The organism is Maricaulis virginensis, from assembly GCF_027922185.1.
Taxonomy (GTDB): Bacteria; Pseudomonadota; Alphaproteobacteria; order Caulobacterales; family Maricaulaceae; genus Maricaulis; species Maricaulis virginensis.
The window spans coordinates 463,794-481,465 of the sequence record NZ_BSFE01000001.1 but is presented as its reverse complement, the minus strand read 5'-3'; the positions used below and the strand labels follow the sequence as shown (position 1 = coordinate 481,465).

At 64.1% G+C, this 17,672-nt stretch carries 27 protein-coding genes; 3 read left to right on the top strand and 24 right to left on the bottom strand.

All coding sequences use genetic code 11. From position 1 onward, the window contains the following. Positions 1 to 25: 25 nt before the first annotated feature. From PKE71_RS02340 to PKE71_RS02330, 3 genes are read right to left on the bottom strand one after another with little or no spacing between them, the layout of a single operon-like run. Entirely contained in the window at positions 26 to 703 is a 678-nt protein-coding gene (locus tag PKE71_RS02340; RefSeq protein WP_271185341.1) for a 2OG-Fe(II) oxygenase, read from the bottom strand. Positions 704 to 755: 52 nt separating this feature from the next. Next, positions 756 to 1,523, bottom strand: coding sequence for an ATP12 family chaperone protein (locus PKE71_RS02335; protein WP_271185340.1), 768 nt, complete (start codon positions 1,521 to 1,523; stop codon positions 756 to 758). Further along, positions 1,520 to 2,215, bottom strand: a complete 696-nt coding sequence (locus PKE71_RS02330) for an HAD-IA family hydrolase (protein WP_271185339.1) — start codon at positions 2,213 to 2,215, stop codon at positions 1,520 to 1,522. Before PKE71_RS02330 ends, PKE71_RS02335 begins: the two co-directional genes overlap by 4 nt. A 107-nt stretch (positions 2,216 to 2,322) precedes the next feature. Between PKE71_RS02330 and PKE71_RS02325 the strand changes: the two genes are divergently transcribed. Next, complete coding sequence (locus PKE71_RS02325; RefSeq protein ID WP_271185338.1) at positions 2,323 to 2,646, top strand: DUF1244 domain-containing protein; 324 nt, start codon at positions 2,323 to 2,325, stop codon at positions 2,644 to 2,646. Positions 2,647 to 2,672: 26 nt separating this feature from the next. Here PKE71_RS02325 and PKE71_RS02320 read toward each other — a convergent pair whose 3' ends face one another. Beyond that, positions 2,673 to 3,665 (bottom strand): RluA family pseudouridine synthase, encoded by a 993-nt coding sequence (locus PKE71_RS02320; protein WP_271185337.1) that lies wholly within the window; start codon positions 3,663 to 3,665, stop codon positions 2,673 to 2,675. Then, positions 3,662 to 4,060, bottom strand: coding sequence for a fluoride efflux transporter CrcB (crcB, locus tag PKE71_RS02315; protein ID WP_271185336.1), 399 nt, complete (start codon positions 4,058 to 4,060; stop codon positions 3,662 to 3,664). The genes PKE71_RS02320 and crcB overlap by 4 nt, the downstream gene beginning before the upstream one ends. 510 nt (positions 4,061 to 4,570) lie before the next feature. Here crcB and PKE71_RS02310 point away from each other — a divergent pair. Further along, positions 4,571 to 5,272 (top strand): hypothetical protein, encoded by a 702-nt coding sequence (locus PKE71_RS02310; RefSeq protein ID WP_271185335.1) that lies wholly within the window; start codon positions 4,571 to 4,573, stop codon positions 5,270 to 5,272. Here the strand turns inward: PKE71_RS02310 and PKE71_RS02305 are convergent. Further along, positions 5,269 to 6,579, bottom strand: coding sequence for a replication-associated recombination protein A (locus PKE71_RS02305; protein ID WP_271185334.1), 1,311 nt, complete (start codon positions 6,577 to 6,579; stop codon positions 5,269 to 5,271). The two genes, PKE71_RS02310 and PKE71_RS02305, sit on opposite strands and share 4 nt — an antisense overlap. Before the next feature lie 44 nt (positions 6,580 to 6,623). Next, positions 6,624 to 6,932: a hypothetical protein gene (locus PKE71_RS02300; RefSeq protein ID WP_271185333.1), complete on the bottom strand. Its 309-nt coding sequence runs from the start codon at positions 6,930 to 6,932 to the stop codon at positions 6,624 to 6,626. A 129-nt stretch (positions 6,933 to 7,061) separates the two neighbouring features. On the opposite strand from PKE71_RS02300, the gene PKE71_RS02295 reads away from it, so the two are divergent. Continuing rightward, complete coding sequence (locus PKE71_RS02295) at positions 7,062 to 7,502, top strand: VOC family protein (protein ID WP_271185332.1); 441 nt, start codon at positions 7,062 to 7,064, stop codon at positions 7,500 to 7,502. On the opposite strand, the gene PKE71_RS02290 is transcribed toward PKE71_RS02295, so the two are convergent. The 17 genes from PKE71_RS02290 to rplN form a co-directional block, all read right to left on the bottom strand. Beyond that, positions 7,499 to 8,890 (bottom strand): Do family serine endopeptidase, encoded by a 1,392-nt coding sequence (locus PKE71_RS02290; protein WP_271185331.1) that lies wholly within the window; start codon positions 8,888 to 8,890, stop codon positions 7,499 to 7,501. The genes PKE71_RS02295 and PKE71_RS02290 overlap by 4 nt on opposite strands. Before the next feature lie 89 nt (positions 8,891 to 8,979). Then, complete coding sequence (gene rplQ, locus PKE71_RS02285; protein ID WP_271185330.1) at positions 8,980 to 9,402, bottom strand: 50S ribosomal protein L17; 423 nt, start codon at positions 9,400 to 9,402, stop codon at positions 8,980 to 8,982. Positions 9,403 to 9,447: 45 nt separating this feature from the next. Continuing rightward, entirely contained in the window at positions 9,448 to 10,467 is a 1,020-nt protein-coding gene (locus PKE71_RS02280) for a DNA-directed RNA polymerase subunit alpha (protein WP_271185329.1), read from the bottom strand. A gap of 75 nt (positions 10,468 to 10,542) precedes the next feature. Continuing rightward, a complete protein-coding gene (gene rpsK, locus PKE71_RS02275) occupies positions 10,543 to 10,932 on the bottom strand; it encodes a 30S ribosomal protein S11 (protein WP_271185328.1) in 390 nt (129 codons plus the stop codon). A gap of 11 nt (positions 10,933 to 10,943) precedes the next feature. Continuing rightward, on the bottom strand, positions 10,944 to 11,312 hold the full coding sequence (gene rpsM, locus PKE71_RS02270) for a 30S ribosomal protein S13 (protein ID WP_271185327.1): 369 nt from the start codon (positions 11,310 to 11,312) through the stop codon (positions 10,944 to 10,946). Between the two features lie 145 nt (positions 11,313 to 11,457). Next, entirely contained in the window at positions 11,458 to 12,024 is a 567-nt protein-coding gene (locus tag PKE71_RS02265) for an adenylate kinase (RefSeq protein ID WP_271185326.1), read from the bottom strand. Continuing rightward, a complete protein-coding gene (gene secY / locus PKE71_RS02260) occupies positions 12,021 to 13,361 on the bottom strand; it encodes a preprotein translocase subunit SecY (protein WP_348507880.1) in 1,341 nt (446 codons plus the stop codon). Before secY ends, PKE71_RS02265 begins: the two co-directional genes overlap by 4 nt. Positions 13,362 to 13,391: 30 nt before the next feature. After that, entirely contained in the window at positions 13,392 to 13,865 is a 474-nt protein-coding gene (gene rplO / locus PKE71_RS02255) for a 50S ribosomal protein L15 (RefSeq protein WP_271185325.1), read from the bottom strand. Positions 13,866 to 13,905: 40 nt separating this feature from the next. Beyond that, positions 13,906 to 14,091 carry a 50S ribosomal protein L30 gene (gene rpmD / locus PKE71_RS02250; protein ID WP_271185324.1) on the bottom strand — a complete coding sequence of 62 codons (186 nt, stop codon included), beginning with the start codon at positions 14,089 to 14,091 and terminating at the stop codon, positions 13,906 to 13,908. 12 nt (positions 14,092 to 14,103) lie between these two features. Continuing rightward, positions 14,104 to 14,724, bottom strand: a complete 621-nt coding sequence (gene rpsE, locus PKE71_RS02245) for a 30S ribosomal protein S5 (protein WP_271185323.1) — start codon at positions 14,722 to 14,724, stop codon at positions 14,104 to 14,106. Between the two features lie 12 nt (positions 14,725 to 14,736). Further along, positions 14,737 to 15,099: a 50S ribosomal protein L18 gene (gene rplR / locus PKE71_RS02240; RefSeq protein ID WP_271185322.1), complete on the bottom strand. Its 363-nt coding sequence runs from the start codon at positions 15,097 to 15,099 to the stop codon at positions 14,737 to 14,739. Positions 15,100 to 15,107: 8 nt separating this feature from the next. Then, positions 15,108 to 15,641 carry a 50S ribosomal protein L6 gene (gene rplF / locus PKE71_RS02235; RefSeq protein WP_271185321.1) on the bottom strand — a complete coding sequence of 178 codons (534 nt, stop codon included), beginning with the start codon at positions 15,639 to 15,641 and terminating at the stop codon, positions 15,108 to 15,110. Positions 15,642 to 15,653: 12 nt separating this feature from the next. Continuing rightward, a complete protein-coding gene (gene rpsH / locus PKE71_RS02230; RefSeq protein WP_271185320.1) occupies positions 15,654 to 16,052 on the bottom strand; it encodes a 30S ribosomal protein S8 in 399 nt (132 codons plus the stop codon). Positions 16,053 to 16,065: 13 nt separating this feature from the next. Further along, entirely contained in the window at positions 16,066 to 16,371 is a 306-nt protein-coding gene (rpsN, locus tag PKE71_RS02225; RefSeq protein WP_271185319.1) for a 30S ribosomal protein S14, read from the bottom strand. 49 nt (positions 16,372 to 16,420) lie between these two features. Then, positions 16,421 to 16,981 (bottom strand): 50S ribosomal protein L5, encoded by a 561-nt coding sequence (gene rplE, locus PKE71_RS02220; RefSeq protein ID WP_271185318.1) that lies wholly within the window; start codon positions 16,979 to 16,981, stop codon positions 16,421 to 16,423. Then, positions 16,974 to 17,291: a 50S ribosomal protein L24 gene (gene rplX, locus PKE71_RS02215; protein ID WP_271185317.1), complete on the bottom strand. Its 318-nt coding sequence runs from the start codon at positions 17,289 to 17,291 to the stop codon at positions 16,974 to 16,976. The genes rplE and rplX overlap by 8 nt, the downstream gene beginning before the upstream one ends. Next, complete coding sequence (rplN, locus tag PKE71_RS02210) at positions 17,291 to 17,659, bottom strand: 50S ribosomal protein L14 (protein ID WP_271185316.1); 369 nt, start codon at positions 17,657 to 17,659, stop codon at positions 17,291 to 17,293. The genes rplX and rplN overlap by 1 nt, the downstream gene beginning before the upstream one ends. Positions 17,660 to 17,672: the final 13 nt, after the last annotated feature.

The following is a 17,672-nucleotide window of genomic DNA, read 5'->3' as shown; positions in this document are numbered from 1 at the left end:
ACGGCATGGCAGCGTCGGGTCCCGCCTACTGGAACGGGTTCAGCTTCTTCAGGAAATATTGCAGCCCGCCGCGCTTTTCCTTGCGGTCCAGCTCTTCCTGGGAGGTCAGGAAAGTGGTCTGGACGACATAGCGCTCGCCCTCGAAGGGCAGATGGCCGTGCCAGGAATGATCGTCGCGCAGGAAGGCGAAGACATAGCCGGCCAGCGGCGGCACTTCCTCGGTGAAGTCCTCGAAATCCTTCGGCCCGTTGAGCACGCGGATACAGCCGGCGCCCGTACCGTCCCACTCGGCATTGAGATAGGTCAGCATGGTCAGGATCTTCGACTTGGAGTCATTGTGGATCGGACCGTCGGACAGCTGGGAGAGCCGGCGCACGGTGATCATGCGCGGCTTTTCGGTGAAGTCGACGCCGAACTTGTCGGTCAGGACCTGGGCCAGTTCCGGCGAGTTGAGATCGTCCATCAACCGCTTGAACTCGCCGCTCGCTTCCAGCCTGGACAGCGGCAGATAGCCCGGCTTGTTGATGGCGGGATAATCGCGGCGCACATCAGCCGCCTCGCCAGCGCTCAGCGCGCCCTCGGCGACGAAATAGTTATACGGCGTGTTGCGCATCCTGGCGGAGCGCAGCGCATCGAAATTCAGCAGGCCACCCGGCCCCGTCTTCCCGGCCATGTCCGGCTCCGCAATCGTCATGTCGGCCATGATACCCAACTCCGGTAATTCCGCCGCCACACTATAGGAGCGGCGGCAGGCTTCAAGCCGGGCCGTCCGCGTCCAATGCGCGCAGCATGGCGTCCACCGCGACCAGCTCGGCCTTCAGCAGCGCCAGCCGCTGGGCCGCCTCTGCGTCCTCGCCCCATCGTCCGGCCTGCCAGGCTTCGTCGACACTGGACAGCGCGAAGGCCTGGCCGCCATCGATCTCGCCGTGCAGCAGCGCCAGACCGAGAATGGCCGAACCGGTCACCGCCGTGGCATGTGCCAGGGCGGTCAGGCGCCACGCATCCTGTTCGCCGGCAATCGCCATCACGCGCTGCAGCGCAACGGGGTCCTGGTCGACGGGCAGGATACCGGTCGCGGCGACGAAATGCGCGCCAAGCGCCCGCTCGGCCCAGGCCAGCATCGGATCCCAGGCCGCAGCCTGTGCCGCGACGAGTTCCTGCGGTTCGGGCGCCCGGAAACAAACCAGATCGGTGGAGGCGTATCTGGTGACTTCCGCCACGGTTTCCGCGTGCGCCAGCGCCATCCGGTCCAGCGCCACGAAGCACAGCCGGGTCATCGGCATGGACGGCGCGTCGATCCGCTCGCCCTGGGCCGACCATTCGGCAGCAACGCCTTCGGCCAGCGCCTCGGTCGGTACGGCCAGCACCTTCCTGGCCGGTGTACGCACACCGCGCCCGTCCAGCAGGACCGACCAGCCGGCCTCGCCGCGCTCGACACCGACCTGTTCGTAAAAGCGTTTGGGACGGGCATCTTCCGGCCTGGGCAGACGTACGCCGGGCTTGGTTTCATATTTGTCGCTCATGCCGCGCTCTCTTCCACGCCGCGCCCGAACACGTCCAGCGCCCGGTTCAGCGCGTCGAAGTCGTGGTGCACATCATGGGCGCCGCCGCCGCGGATCTCGTCCTCGGTGTGAAAGCCCCAGCTGACACCCAGAGTGTGGACCCCGGCATTGCGGCCCATTTCCATGTCGAAGGAGGTATCGCCGATCATCACCGCCTGGTGCGGATCGGTGCCCGTCTCCTTCATCGCGTCCAGCACCATGCGCGGATGCGGCTTGCCGGCCCCGCCATCGACGGTCTGGAAAGTGTCGAAATAGCGGTGCAGATCATGATGGCCGAAGACGATATCGAGGCCCCGCCGGGCCTTGCCTGTCGCCACGCCCAGAAGCCAGCCCTCACCGGCAAGACGCTCGATCGTCTCGCGGGCGCCTTCGTAGAGCTTTTCCTGGAAGCCGGTTTCGGCGCGCTGCTCGACGAAGGCTTCCTTGTAATACGTCGCCAGATGCGGGATGCGCTCGGCCGGATAGTCCGGCGGCGCCAGGCGCATGATCGCCTCTGTCAGCTCCAGCCCGACGATCGTGCGCGTGCGGTCATACTCGATCGGCGGCAGGCCGGCGCGCTCGAAAGCCCGCGCCATCGCCCGCTGGATCACCTGGCGGCTGTCGACGATGGTCCCGTCAATATCCCAGATGGCGAGTTTCAGATCGGACGGCATGGGCACTCCCGCAACGGCTTCACGGGCTCGTTAGGCGGCGTTCGCCGGCTTGGCAAGCCGGGGGCCGCTCATGCTAGCTATGCACAAACCCGCGAGGACGAACGCCCATGACCCATCCTGACGACCTCACCGACGCCCAGCGCACCGAACTGGATGCCGCCGCCTTCCGCCGGCTCCTGGCGCATCTGGACGATCACAAGGAGGTGCAGAATATCGACCTCATGCTGCTCGCCGACTTCTGCCGAAACTGTCTGGGCGACTGGTGGCGCGAAGCCGCAGCCGAGCGCGGCATCGATCTGTCCAGGACCGACGCCCGGGCCCGGGTCTACGGCATGGATCCCGACGACTGGAAAGCGCAGTACCAGACCGAAACGAGCCCGGAAAAGCTGGAAGCCTTCAAGGCCAAGCAGGCTGCGAAAGCCGGCGGCTGACGGTCAGCCGCCTGCCGGATCCGCCGCTACGCCAGCTCATCCTCAACGCGTGTCTCGTCGATCTCGTTGGCGAAGAAGCCGAGTGTGTCGAAGATTTTCTGGGTCGGCTTGGGCAGGTCCGCCGTGAGCACCAGCGGTGCGCCCTTGTCGCGCGGAATCTCCAGCCGTCTGGCATGCAGGCAGAGACGCCGGTCGAGATCTTCCGGGGCCGGACGGTCGCAAGTGTATTTGCGGTCGCCCAGAATGGCATGCCCCATCGCGGCAAGATGGACCCGCAGCTGGTGGGTGCGGCCTGTGACAGGACGCAGCGCGACCCAGCTCGCCTTCTGGCCGGCTTCGGCGACGACGGTATAGCGGGTCAGGGCATGGCTTGCCCCCGGGTCGCCATGCGAGGCGGCCACCATGGTCTCGCGCTCCGCATCGCCGCCGGCACCGCCGGCCTTCTTCATGAAGCCCTTGATCTCGCCCTGTTTGGGCTTGGGAACGCCCAGGGCAATCGCCCAGTATGTCTTTTTCGTGCGATGCGACTGGAAGGCCTTCGCCAGTCTCGCCGTGGCCCTGGGGCCCTTGCCGACGATCAGGACGCCGGATGTATCCTTGTCCAGACGGTGCACCAGGCGCGGCCGTTCCAGGCCCGTACCGAAAGCGTCCAGCAGGCCGTCGAGATGCCGCTGGGTCTTCGACCCGCCCTGCACGGCCAGGCCTGCGGGCTTGTTGAAGGCGATCAGCTCGTCGTCCTCGTAGATGACGAGGGATTTCACGAAGGCGGTATCTTCGGCCGACAGCGTCGGCCGGGCCGGTTTCTCGCCCGGTTCGGGCAGCGGCGGAACCCGCACTTCCTGGCCCGCAGAAACACGGCTATCCCCCTTTACACGGCCGCCATCGACACGGATCTGCCCCTTGCGGCAGAGCTTCTGCACCATCGTCGCGGGGACGTGCGGAAAGCGCCGCTTGAACCAGCGATCGACGCGGGAGCCATCCTCGGACGGCTCGACCTTCAGGGTTTGAACGCCACTCATGTCAGTACCTTGCGCATGATGATCAGCCCGGCGAACACCGCGCCGAGGGCCAGCACAACCGATCCCGCTGCATAGCCGAACGCCAGTGCATAGGCCTTGCGTTCGACCATCGTGGCGAGCTCGAGGGAGTAGGCCGAGAAGGTGGTGAAGCCCCCGAGAAATCCCACAGCCCCCGCCAGTCTGATATACTGGTCGGCCTCACCCCGCCCCGCCAGGGCAAGCCAGCCCACCAGGAGGCCCATCGCCAGACCGCCGACGACATTCACGGCCAGCGTCCCCCAGGGCAGGCCCAGCGGCATTTGCGGTCCCAGCCAGCGCAGCGCGGCCTGGCCGACAAGATGCCGGGACACGGCACCGCCCGCGCCGCCCGCTGCGATGAGAAGGAGATGGTTCATACGCCGCTCGATAGGACGGCCCCGCCGGATTGGCAAGCACGGCAGCAGGACGGGTCGCCCCGGACATTTCGGAATGCGACAAAACGACCCACATTAACATATGAAATCCATTTAATTTTGCATTTTTGCATAGCTACTCTGGTGAAACGTCCATTGTGAAACTTGGCTAAGTCCTTATTTACCAACACGCGAACCGGGACGGCCGGCTCGCCAAGACCAAAGGACTTTTGCTGATGACCCGCGTTTCTTCGACCCTCTCGACGGTGATCAACATCCTGTTCGTGGCCGGTGTGTTTGGGGCCATGACGATCGCGCTTTCCAGCGCCCTCGCCTAATCCCGCCCCCATCAGGCTTCGATCCGCCAGCCGGCTCCCCTCACACGCCGGCGGCCCGGGATCGCCCGACCCAACGAAAGCGGGTGCTGCTCCAGCAGCGCCCGCTTTTGTTTTGGGCCCTTGGCACAGGGCTGCCAGGGCATAGACTGCCGGCAGCAAAAGCCGGAGTCGCCTGATGCATCTGATCGCCCTTGCCGCCCTCGTACTGCTGCAGGACACGACGCCCGATGGCGAGCCCGCACCGGAGGCGGCGGAAACTCCCGCCGAACCAACCGATGCCGCCACACTCATCGCGCTGACCGAAAGCCGCTGGGATGAGTGGGGCAGCGTGATCGGCGAGCTGGCATCGCGCACGGCACGGGAGCGCTTTGCTGCCGATCTGGTCTATCCGGTCATTGCCCGCACCGACCTCGATGATGGCGCACGCGGCCCGATCATGCAGGCCGGACTGACGCGGATCGGCGCCCTGCAGGCAGAGAACACCGCCTGGGCGGCCGCGCAGCTTGATCCGCAGAGTTTCGCAGACTTCCACACCCTGCAGCCCCGCCCGGCCCGCGAGCTTCTGCGCATGGCCGAACGCGACGATGCCAATCTCGGCCGCATCGTCGCCGCACTGGAACCCGTCGTCCTGGAAGGCGGATATGACGCTGCCGCCTTTGCCGCCATGGCCGACCGCCACGCGCTCGCCGGAGACCGGGCCCAGCCCTACGGCACGCAATCCTACTGCGCCGACGGCACCGTCACCCTGCACGAGATCGCCGAGCCGGACACCCTCACCGACCGGCGCGAGGCCATCGGCCTGCCGCCCCTCGACCGGGATGCTGCAGAGGGCGCGGCCTGCGAGATGGAAGACGCGGCGCCGGGCTCGCCCGGCTAGCCCTTGCGACGCTCATTGCGCAGCGCGCGCCAGCGGTCGAGCCGTTCGCGAATGGACGCCTCCCGGCCGCGGTCCTTGGGTTCATAAAGCACCGGGCGGTCGTGCATTTCGGCCGGGAAGTAATCCTGGCCGGACACGCCGCCCTCGACATCGTGGTCATACTCATAGCCCTTGCCGTATCCCTGCTGCTCCATGAGCCTGGTCGGGGCGTTGAGAATGTGGGCGGGCGGCATGAGAGAGCCCGTCTCCTTCGCCAGACGCCGGGCCCGCTTGTAGGCGACGTAGACAGCATTGGACTTGGGCGCCGTTGCCAGATGGACGACGGCATGCGCCAGCGCCAGCTCGCCTTCCGGCGACCCCAGGCGCTCATAGGTGCGCGCGGCCTCATTCGCGATCATCAAAGCTGTCGGGTCGGCAATGGCGATCTCTTCGGACGCCATGCGCACCAGACGCCGCGCCAGGAAAAGCGGATCCTCGCCGCCTTCCAGCATGCGTGCAAACCAGTAGAGTGCGGCATCGGGATCGGAGCCGCGCACCGATTTGTGAAGCGCGGAGATGAGATTGTAGTGCTCCTCGCGATCCTTGTCGTAGGCCGTCGCCCGTCTGTTGAGAAGCTGGGCCAGTGCCGCCGCGTCGACCGGTGTGTCGGGATCGAAGGTGAAGGCCTCCTCGACGAGGTTGAGCAGGTAGCGGCCATCACCGTCCGCCATCGAGCGAAGGGCTGTGCGTGCGCCGTCGTCGAGCGGCAAGGCGCGGCCCATCTCGACCTCGGCGCGCGCGATCAACTGGTCGAGGCCCGCATCGTCCAGGCGTTTGAGAATCAGGACCTGGCAGCGCGACAACAGGGCCGCATTGAGCTCGAAGGAGGGATTCTCGGTTGTCGCCCCGACGAGCGTGACCGTCCCCTCCTCCACGACCGGGAGGAAACCGTCCTGCTGGGCCCGGTTGAAGCGGTGGATCTCGTCAACGAAGAGCAGCGTTCCCCGCCCGGCGGCGCGTCGGGCCCGGGCCCGCTCGAAGGCCTTCTTGAGATCGGCTACACCGGAGAAGACCGCCGAGAGCGGCTCGAACTCCAGATCGCTGTCCTCGGCCAGCAGACGCGCGATCGTCGTCTTGCCGACGCCGGGCGGTCCCCACAGGATCAGCGAGGCCAGACGGCCCTGCGCCCGCATCCGGGCAATCGGCCCGGTACCTGTCAGCAGGTGATCCTGGCCGACGACTTCATCAAGGGTCTTGGGGCGCAGCCGGTCGGCCAGCGGCCGCGGCGCGCTCTCTTCAAGGCCGGCAGATTGGAACAGATCGGTCATGCCACAAGAATGCCACGAACCGATCTGCAGTGCTCACATCCTTGTCAGTCGGGGCTACATGCGGCGCCGCTGCTGCAGATGCCACCCTGGCGGTTGATCCGCCGCATCGACTCGCGTGCGGCGTCGAGCATTTCCGCGTTTTCCTCACCACACTCATAGACCGTGCGGGTCCGCATGCCGGTCATGGGGCGCTCCCGACATTGACCGGCCTCGATCATGGCCTGCAAGTGCAGTTGTTCCTCAAGCTCCGCCTGGCGAAGCGCTTCCTGCTCCTCCGGCGAGGTGATGCAACCTGACAGCATCGATGCACACCAGACCGATGCGACAACAGACGCCACGCGAACATGTTTCATTGGTCGATCCCTCCGTTTTTATGACCATACGGAGCTAGAGAGTGACGCGTCTTGACGCCAGTGTAAATCAATACGAAACCGGAGGTCGCATGCCTTGAAGCATTCCAGCGATGAGCGGGGAGAGACAGGATGAGCGACAGGCCGGAGCAAGCCGTCAGTCCCGAAATGAGACTCGTGCCCTATCTCAGCGTCCATGACGGCGCTGCGGCGCTGGACTTCTACACCCGTGCCTTCGGGGCCGAGACGGTCGAACGATATGATTTCGGCGGCAAGCTGGGCCATGCCACCGTGCGCATCAATGGCGGTATATTGATGCTGGCCGACGAGTTTCCCGATCCGGACGAGCAGATCGGGAATGTCTCGCCGAAGACGCTGGCCAACCGCACCACATCAACCATCAATCTGAATGTCGACGATGCGGATGCCTGGTTCGAACGGGCTGTGGCAGCGGGTGCCACAGCTATCCGTTCCTGCCGCGACGAGTTCTTCGGCCGCCATGGCAAGCTGCGCGACCCGTTCGGCCACGTCTGGAGCCTGGTCACGCTGAAGCCGCAGAGCGACGAGCGCTAGTAAAGCCGCAGCGCGGTCTCGTACCGGCGGCCGCGCCGCTCGACCACGATCGGCCAGATCCGCTCTCCGTCCCGGCTCTGCAGGATCTCGGCGAGATCGTCGATGTCGCGAACCGGCTCACCCATCAGCTCGATCACCCGGTCACCGGCCCGGAAGACATTTGCCGCGACAGACCGCCCGGCGACCCGGTAAATCACCACCCCCTCGAGAAAGGGATCGAGTCCGACGCGTTCATTGAAGGCCGGCGACATCTCGACCAGCTGTGCCCCCGACAGCGGGTTGCGGCCGGTCGCATCGAACGGTGCAGGCTCGGTCTCGCCCGGTGCCGGTTCGACAGGCACCTCAAGCGACAGCTCGTCGCCATCACGCAGGACGGTGAAGCTGGCCGCCTCGCCAGCGGCCCTTGTGGCCAGCCGGAAACGGGCGCCCGCCTCGTCATTGATCTCGCGACCGTCGACAGCCATCACGATATCACCGCGGCGCAGCCCGGCCTCGTCGGCCGCTGCGCCGGGATAGACCTCGTTGACCAGCGCGCCGCGCGGCCGGCTCAGGCCCAGCGCCCGGGACAGGTCGCCATCCACCGGTTGCAGGCGGGCGCCAAGCCAGGGGCGAACCAGTTCGCCCTCGCCCAGCGCGGTATCGACCACACGGCGAACCATCTCGACCGGGATGGCAAAGCCGATCCCGTTCGACCCGCCGGAGCGGGAAAAGATCATGGTGTTCACGCCCACCAGCTCGCCATCCATGTCGACCAGAGCGCCACCGGAATTGCCCGGATTGATCGCCGCATCGGTCTGGATGAAGGAGCCGAAATCGCTGCCGCCGACCTCGGTCCGCGCCAGGGCCGACACGATGCCGGATGTCACGGTCTGGCCGACACCGAAGGGGTTGCCGATCGCCAGCACGAGATCGCCGACCTCGATATCGCCGGCCATGTCGAAGGGCAGGACCGGAAGCGGCTCGTCGGTCTCGACGCGCAGGACGGCCAGATCGGTGGCTTCATCCGTCAGCAGGACCTCGGCCTCGAACTCCCGCCGGTCGGCGAGGACGATCCGCAGCTCGGTGGCGTTGGCCACAACGTGATTGTTGGTGACGATCACACCGGACGCATCCACGATCACGCCCGAACCAAGGGAGTTCTGCTCGCGCGGCTGGCTGCGGAAAAAACGCGACAACACCGGATCTGACGCGAACGGGCTCTGGACCACGCGCCGCGAATAGACATTCACGACGGCCGGCGTCGCTTCACGCACGATCGGCGCAAACGACAGCTGCAGTTCGCTACGGCTTTCCGGAACCACCCGCTCCGAACTGTCGGCGAAGGGAATGTCCTGCGCCAGGGCAGGAGAGCAGGCGAAGAGTAAGGCGATGAGAAACTGTCTGATCATGGCTTCCACTTGGGCACAGCTGAGACAAGAAAAAAGGCGGCATTGCATGAGCAAAGCCGCCTTCTTCTGAACGTGCAATGACCGGGATCTTACTCCTCAGTCATGCCTTCTTCTGCTTCCAGGCGCGCGCGGTCCACGGCGCCCTTGGCGGCCGGGTCGCGATCGACGAGTTCGATCACGGCCATCGGCGCATTGTCGCCATGACGGAAGCCGGCCTTCAGCACGCGGGTGTAACCGCCATTGCGCTCGGCATAGCGGCCGCCCAGCGTGTCGAACAGCTTCTTGACCTGGTCCTCATTGCGGACACGGGACATGGCCAGACGACGACCGTGGATATCACCGCGCTTGGCCAGCGAGATGAGCTTGTCCATGAACGGAGCCAGCTCCTTCGCCTTCGGCAGGGTGGTGACGATTTGCTCGTGCTCGATCAGCGAGGCGGCCATATTGGCCAGCATCGCCTTGCGGTGCGAGTGCGTGCGGTTCAGTTTGCGATGTGCGATGCCGTGACGCATGGCTATATCTCCTCAGGTCCGGTTCGGGTGCCTCCCGGCAGCCGCCTAGACGTGATCCTCAAAACGTTTGGCCAGATCCTCGATGTTCTCCGGCGGCCAGTTCGGCGCTTCCATACCCAGGTGCAGACCCATCTGGGCGAGAACTTCCTTGATCTCGTTAAGCGACTTGCGGCCGAAGTTCGGGGTGCGGAGCATTTCCGCCTCGGACTTCTGGATCAGGTCGCCGATGTAGACGATGTTGTCGTTCTTCAAGCAGTTCGCCGAACGCACCGACAGTTCCAGCTCGTCGACCTTGCGCAGCAGCGCCGGGTTGAAGTCGAGCTCGGGCTTGTCGTCCTCGGCCGGACGCGCCTCGACAGCTTCCTCGAAATTGATGAAGATCTGGAACTGGTCCTGCAGGATGCGCGCTGCGAAGGCAACGCTGTCCTCCGGCGTGACGGTTCCGTCGGTCTCGATCTCGAGCGTCAGCTTGTCATAGTCCAGAACCTGGCCCTCACGGGTGTTCTCGACCTTGTAGGACACGCGCTTGACCGGGCTGAACAGCGAGTCGACGCCGATCAGGCCGATCGGGGCGTCTTCCGGACGATTCCGCTCGGACGGCACATAGCCCTTGCCCGTGTTGACCGTGAACTCCATGCGGATTTCCGCACCCTCGTCGAGCGTGCACAGGACGAGGTCCTTGTTCACGATCTCGACGTCGGCGGTCTCTTCGATGTCACCGGCAGTGACAATGCCCGGACCGGACTTCTTCAGGACAACCCGCTTGGGGCCTTCGCCATGCATGCGCAGGGCGATCTGCTTGATGTTCAGGACGATGTCGGTGACGTCTTCACGCACACCGTCGATCGACGAGAACTCGTGCACCACGCCGTCAATGTGGACATTCGTCACGGCTGCGCCCTGCAGGGAGGACAGCAGCACGCGGCGAAGCGCATTGCCGAGCGTCATGCCGAAGCCGCGCTCCAGCGGTTCCGCGACGATCTTCGCCTGACGCTCCGGGTCATGCCCCGGCTCGATTTCCGGCTTCATCGGGCGGATAAGTTCCTGCCAGTTCTTCTCGATCACGTTCCTACTGCCCCTTCATCAGCCGCCCGGCCCCTGGCCGGCGGCGCGTTCAACAGGCGAAATGCGCGCCGCGGATTAGACGCGGCGGCGCTTCGGCGGACGGCAGCCGTTGTGCGGGATCGGCGTGACGTCCTGGATGGTGGTGATGGTGAAACCCACCGATTGCAACGCACGCAGCGCGCTTTCGCGCCCCGAACCCGGGCCCGAGACCTTCACTTCGATGGTCTTCATGCCGTGCTCGATTGCCTTCTTGCCAGCGTCTTCAGCGGCCATCTGGGCCGCATACGGGGTCGACTTGCGCGAACCCTTGAAGCCCATGTGACCGGCGGACGACCAGGAAATCGCATTGCCCTGGGCGTCGGTGATGGTCACCATGGTATTGTTGAAGCTGGCATTCACGTGGGCGACGCCCGACGTGATGTTCTTACGCTCGCGCCGCTTGATGCGGCTCGGTTCCTTAGCCATGTCTCAGGGCCCTACTTCTTCTTGCCGGCGATCGGCTTGGCGGGACCTTTGCGCGTGCGCGCATTGGTGTGAGTGCGCTGGCCGCGGACCGGAAGGCCGCGACGGTGGCGCAGGCCACGATAGTTGCCCAGGTCCATCAGGCGCTTGATGTTGACCGCGACTTCACGGCGCAGATCCCCCTCCACGAGGTGATCACGATCGATCACTTCACGGATTTGCAGGATTTCTGCGTCATTCAGGTCGGCAACGCGGCGCTCCGGAGCGATGGAAACCTGCTCGCAGATCTCCTTCGCCTTGGCCGGGCCAATGCCGTGGATATAGCGAAGCGCGATTTCAACGCGCTTATTCGTCGGAATATTGACGCCGGCAATACGGGCCACTTTCCATCTCCCAAGTCAGAACGCCATTCGCGGACGAACCAATGGGCAACCTTTCGGTCGCCGCATGAGCTCGCCCGTTTCGCGAAGGGCGCTATCTACAGTCAGCGTTGCCGCCCCGTCAATGGGGTTGCAACAGGTGTGTGTGTCACTTCGTGTCCAGTGCCGCGGCAATTCTCGCCGCGACGTCTTCCATCGACCCCATGCCCTCGACTTCCTTCAGCTTGCCTTGAGCGGCGTAGAAGGGAAGCAGAGGCGCGGTCTGATCCTGATAGGCTTTCAGGCGCACCTTGAACGCGTCGATATTGTCGTCGGCACGTCCTTCTTCGGCCGCACGCTTTTCCATACGTGCGACAAGTTCCTGTTCATCCACCATAAGGCGGACAACCGCATCGACCTGCGTGCCGCGCTTCTCGAGCGCCGCATCCAGGGCTTCAGCCTGCGCAACCGTGCGCGGAAACCCGTCGAAAATTGCCCCGCCGGCCGATTCGGCCTCCGGCAGGCGCTCTTCAATCAGTTCGATAACGATCGCGTCGGGAACCAGGTTCCCGCCATCGACGATGGCCTTCACCCGATTGCCGAGTTCGGAACCGGACGCAATCGCCGCACGCAGCATGTCACCGGTCGACAGCTGGACCCAGCCGCGATCGGAAACGAGTTTCTTGGCTTGCGTGCCCTTGCCGCAACCCGGCGGTCCGAACAGGATGATGTTCATCGTTTGCGCCCCCGCAGTTTCGACTTCTTGATCAGACCTTCATACTGGTGCGCCAGCAGATGGGACTGGATCTGGGAAATCGTGTCCATCGTCACCGATACGACGATGAGGATGGACGTACCGCCCAGGGCAATCGCCGCGCCGCCGCCCATCAGCATGGGCACCATGCAGATGACGACCAGGTAGATCGCGCCGATCAGGGTCAGGCGGGACAGCACGAAATCGATGTATTCCGCGGTCCGCTTGCCCGGACGGATGCCCGGCAGGAAGCCGCCATACTTGCGCAGATTGTCCGCAGTATCTTCCGGATTGAAGACGACGGATGTGTAGAAGAAGCAGAAGAACACGATCATCGCCGCATACATCGTCAGGAAGAGCGGCGAGCCCTGGCCCAGATAGGCGACCACGGTCTGCAGCCATTCCGGTCCCGACTGCTGCTGGAAGCTGGCGGCCGTGGCCGGCAGGAAGAGCAGCGACGAGGCGAAGATCGGCGGGATCACGCCGGCAGTGTTCAGTTTGAGCGGCAGGAAGGAGGTATCACCGCCCACCATGCGATTGCCCTGCTGGCGCTTGGGGTACTGCACCAGGAGCCGGCGTTGCGAGCGCTCGATGAAGACCACCAGAACCAGGCCGGCCAGCACCAGGAGAATGCCGCCGAAGAAGACCGGCGCCGCCAGGGCGCCCGAAGCCGCCTGGCTCAGCGCACCGCCGAGCAGACCCGGCACGGCCGAGATGATACCGGCGAAAATGATCAGCGAGACGCCATTGCCCACGCCGCGCGACGTGATCTGCTCACCCAGCCACAGCAGCAGCATGGTGCCGCCGACGAGGGTGATCACCGTCGAGGCGATGAAGAAGGGTCCCGGATTGATGGCCATGGTCAGGCCGTCGGCGTTCGGCGTATTCATGCCGATCGCGATCGCAAAGGCCTGCCCGGCCGCCAGCAGCACCGTCAGATAACGCGTGTACTGGTTGATCTGCTGGCGCCCCTGCTCGCCCCCTTCCTTCTTGAGCTTTTCAAGGCTCGGAATGGTGGCGGACATGAGCTGCATGATGATCGAGGCCGAGATATACGGCATCACGTTCAGCGCGAAGATCGCCATGCGTTCGACGGCACCGCCGCCGAGCGTGTTGAACATGTTCAGGATTCCGCCCTGGAACTGTTCAAACACACGCGCATACTGGACCGGATCGATCCCCGGGATCGGCACGAACGTACCGATCCGGTAGACGATCAGGATCCCGATCGTAAACAGAATACGTTGTTGCAGCTCCTTCGCCTTGGCGAAGGAGCTGAAATTCATGTTCGCAGCAAGCTGTTCGGCAGCTGAAGCCATAAACTCGTCCCCGAAAGGTCAGCGTGGGTCCTATTCCGCGGCCTTGGCCACGGCGACGGTCACCTTGCCGCCCGCCTTCTCGACAGCCTCGATGGCCGCCTTGGAGGCACCGGCAACGGTGACGTCAAGTTTGGACTTGAGCTCACCTTTCGCAAGGAGGCGAATGCCATCCAGTTCACGGCGGACCAGGCCAGCCGCAATCAGGACTTCGGCATTGATCGGCTTTTTCGCGTCGATCTTGCCTTCAGCGATGGCCTTCTCGATACGGCCGACGTTCACTTCCGCCCAGCTCTTGCGGTTCGGCTTGTTGAAGCCCCGCTTCGGCAGACGCATGTGAAGCGGCATCTGACCGCCTTCAAAGCCCTTGATGGCCACGCCCGAACGGGACTTCTGGCCTTTGACACCGCGACCGCCGGTCTTGCCCTTGCCGGAGCCGATACCACGGCCGACGCGGGTGCGCAGCTTGGCGGCGCCGTCATTGTCGCGCAGTTGATTGAGACGCATGTCGTTCTCCATTCGATGGAGCGGTTTCCCCTTTAGGGACCTACTCCTCGACGATTTCCACCATATGGCTGACCTTGGCGATCATGCCGCGGACAGCCGGGGTGTCTTCCAGTTCGCGAACGCGACCGATCTTGCCGAGGCCGAGACCGGTCAGCGTTGCACGCTGATCCTGAGGGCGGCGCGTGGGGCTGCCCGTCTGGCGAACACGGAGCGTTTTCTTGGCCATGGTTCGCAGTCCTTACGCTTCGATCGCTTCCGGCGAAGACGCACCGTCATCGCGGCGGTTCACCAGATCACCAACCTTCAGGCCACGCTTGGCAGCAACCGAGCGCGGGCTCGACTGCGACCGCAGCGCATCCATGGTGGCGCGGATCATGTTGTACGGGTTCGAGGTGCCGACCGACTTGGCAACGACGTCCTGGACTCCGAGGGATTCCAGTACGGCGCGCATCGGACCGCCGGCGATAACACCGGTACCCGGAGGAGCAGCCCGCAGGATCACCTTGCCAGCGCCGTGACGGCCCTTGGTGTCGTGATGCAGGGTGCGGCCCTCGCGAAGCGGCACGCGGATCATCGTCTTCTTGGCCTCGTCGGTCGCCTTGCGGATGGCTTCCGGCACTTCGCGCGCCTTGCCCTGACCGAAGCCGACACGGCCCTTGGCGTCGCCGACGACCACGAGCGCGGCGAACTGGAAGTTCCGGCCGCCCTTCACGGTCTTGGCAACGCGGTTGATGTGGACGAGCTTGTCTACGAGCTCGTCGTCACGTTCCTGTTCGCGGTCGCGTCCGCGGCCGCGGCCACGGCCGCCGCGATCGCCGCGATCACCGCGGTCACGCTGCTGCTCGTTCTGATGAGCCATACGTCCGCTCCCTTAGAAGTTCAGGCCGCCCTCGCGGGCCGCCTCTGCGAGCGCTTTGACACGCCCGTGATAGATGTAACCGCCACGGTCGAAGACGACGTCCTTGACGCCTTCCTTCACCGCGCGCTCGGCAATCAGCTTGCCCACGATTTCCGCGGCCTTCGTGTCCCAGCCCTTGGAATGCTCCTTCAGGGCAACCTCTTCCAGGGAAGAAGCGGAAACGAGGGTCTTGCCCGCCACATCGTCGATGATCTGGGCATAGATGTTTTTCGCGGACCGGTGCACCGACAGACGCGGACGCCCATTGGCGAACTTGCGCAGGCGGGTGCGGTTGCGCTGGGCGCGCCGGACCGATTTTTCGCGTTGAGTCTTCATCGCACGCCCTACTTCTTCTTGCCTTCTTTGCGGCGAATGTATTCGCCGACATACTTGATGCCCTTGCCCTTGTAGGGTTCCGGCGGACGGAAGCGACGGATTTCCGCAGCGACCTGACCGACCTTCTGCTTGTCCGCGCCCGAGATCTTCACCTCGGTCGGCTTCGGACAGGCCAGCGTAACCCCCTGGGGCGCGTCATAGATGACGTCGTGGGACAGGCCCAGCGACAGCTTCAGCGAAGACCCCTGCATCTGGGCGCGGTAACCGACGCCGACCAGTTCGAGATCCTTCTCGAAGCCGTCAGCGACGCCCTTGACCAGATTGGCGACCAGTGCCCGCTGCATGCCCCACATGGCACGCGCCTTCTTGGACTCGTCGGCCGGCTTGATGGTGATGCCATCTTCGCCCTGGCTGACGGTAACGTCCTCGACGAAGGTCATGGACAGTTCGCCCTTGGGTCCCTTCACGGTCAGACTGCCATCCTGAAGCGTCGCGGTGACGCCGGAAGGAATGGCGACGGGGAGTTTACCGATACGTGACATTGGCTCGCTCCCTTAGCTCACGTGACAGAGGATCTCGCCGCCCACATTGGCCTCGCGAGCGGTCGCATCCGACATCACGCCCTTGGGCGTGGACAGGATTGCGATGCCGAGGCCGTTCTGGACGAGCGGCAGGTCCTTGACACCGGAATACACACGGCGGCCCGGCTTGGAGATACGCTTGATCTCGCGGATCACCGAGTCACCTTCGAAATACTTGAGTTCGATTTCGAACTCTTTCTGGCCGTTGGCGTGCTCCACTTCCGCGTAATCGCGGATGTAGCCTTCGCTCTTCAGCACATCAAGCACGCGGCGGCGCAGGGCCGAAGCCGGCGTGTTCACGTTCCGCTTGTTGCGCATCAGCGCGTTGCGGATGCGGGTCAGCATATCGCCGAGAGGATCGTTCACAGACATGTCGGGCCCCCTCTTACCAGCTCGACTTGACCATGCCGGGGATCATCCCCTGGCTGGCCAGTTCACGCAGCGCGATACGCGACATGCGCAGCTTGCGATAGAATGCGCGCGGGCGGCCGGTGATTTCACACCGGTTGCGGATGCGCGACGGAGCCGAATTGCGGGGCAGCCCGGCCAGTTTCAGCTGAGCAGCGAAACGCTCCTCAACCGGCAGTTCCTGATTGCGCGCGATCGCCTTCAGTGCGGCCCGCTTGGCAGCATAGCGCTGCGACATGCGTTCCCGCTTGCGATTGCGTTCAACTGCGGAAGATTTCGCCATTTAAGTCCTCCTGCGTGCAGAGCCCGAGCGGCTCTGCTCTCCTGCTGCGTTAGTTCGTAAACGGAAAATCGAACTCGGCCAGCAGGGCCTTCGCTTCCTCATCATTGCCTGCGGTAGTGCAGACAACGATATCCATACCCCGGATTTTCTCGACCTTGTCGTAGTCGATTTCCGGGAACACGATATGTTCCTTCAGACCCATCGCGTAATTGCCACGACCGTCGAAGCTCTTTCCGTTGAGCCCGCGGAAGTCACGCACACGCGGCAGGGCGATGGTGATCAGGCGGTCCAGGAACTCGTACATACGGTCCTGGCGCAGGGTCACCTTCGCGCCGATCACCTGCTCCTCGCGGAGCTTGAAGCCCGCGATGGACTTCTTGGCAACCGTCTTGACCGGCTTCTGGCCGGAAATGGCTTCCAGATCCTCAAGGGCACCCTTGATTTTCTTGGAGTCCTGGGCCGCTTCGCCAACGCCCATATTGATCACGATCTTGTCCAGACGCGGGATCTGCATGTCGTTCGCGTAGCCGAACTTTTCCTTCATGCGCGCCTTGATCTCGTCACGGTACTTCGCACGAAGACGCGGGGTGTAGGTGTCAACCTCAGACATCGATGACCTCACCGGATGCTTTGGCGACACGGACCTTGCGGCCGTCATCAAGCGTCTTGAAGCCGACACGGGTCGGTTCGCCGGTTTTCGGGTCGGCCAGCGCCACGTTCGAGACGTGGATCGCGGCTTCCTTTTCCTTGATGCCGCCCTGGTCGGTCTGGGTCGGGCGGGTGTGGCGCTTGACCACGTTCACGCCCGCCACGAAGACCTTGTCCTCGGCCGGAACCACTTTCATGACCTCGCCGGTCTTGCCCTTGTCACGGCCGGCGAGAATGACGACCTTGTCGCCCTTCTTGATCTTGGCAGCCATTACAGCACCTCCGGCGCCAGCGACACGATCTTCATGTGGTTCTTGGAGCGAAGCTCACGCGGAACCGGGCCGAAGATACGCGTACCGAGCGGCTCGTTATTATTGTTGATGATCACCGCGGCGTTGGAGTCGAAGCGAATGACGGAACCGTCCTTGCGCTTGATATCCTTGGCCACGCGAACGACGACGGCCTTGCGGACGTCACCCTTCTTCACGCGACCACGCGGGATGGCTTCTTTCACGGAGACGACAATGATGTCGCCGACGTGGGCGTAGCGACGCTTGGCACCGCCCAGCACCTTGATGCATTGCACACGGCGGGCGCCAGAATTGTCGGCTACGTCCAGATTGGTTTGCATCTGGATCATGGCAGATCCTCCT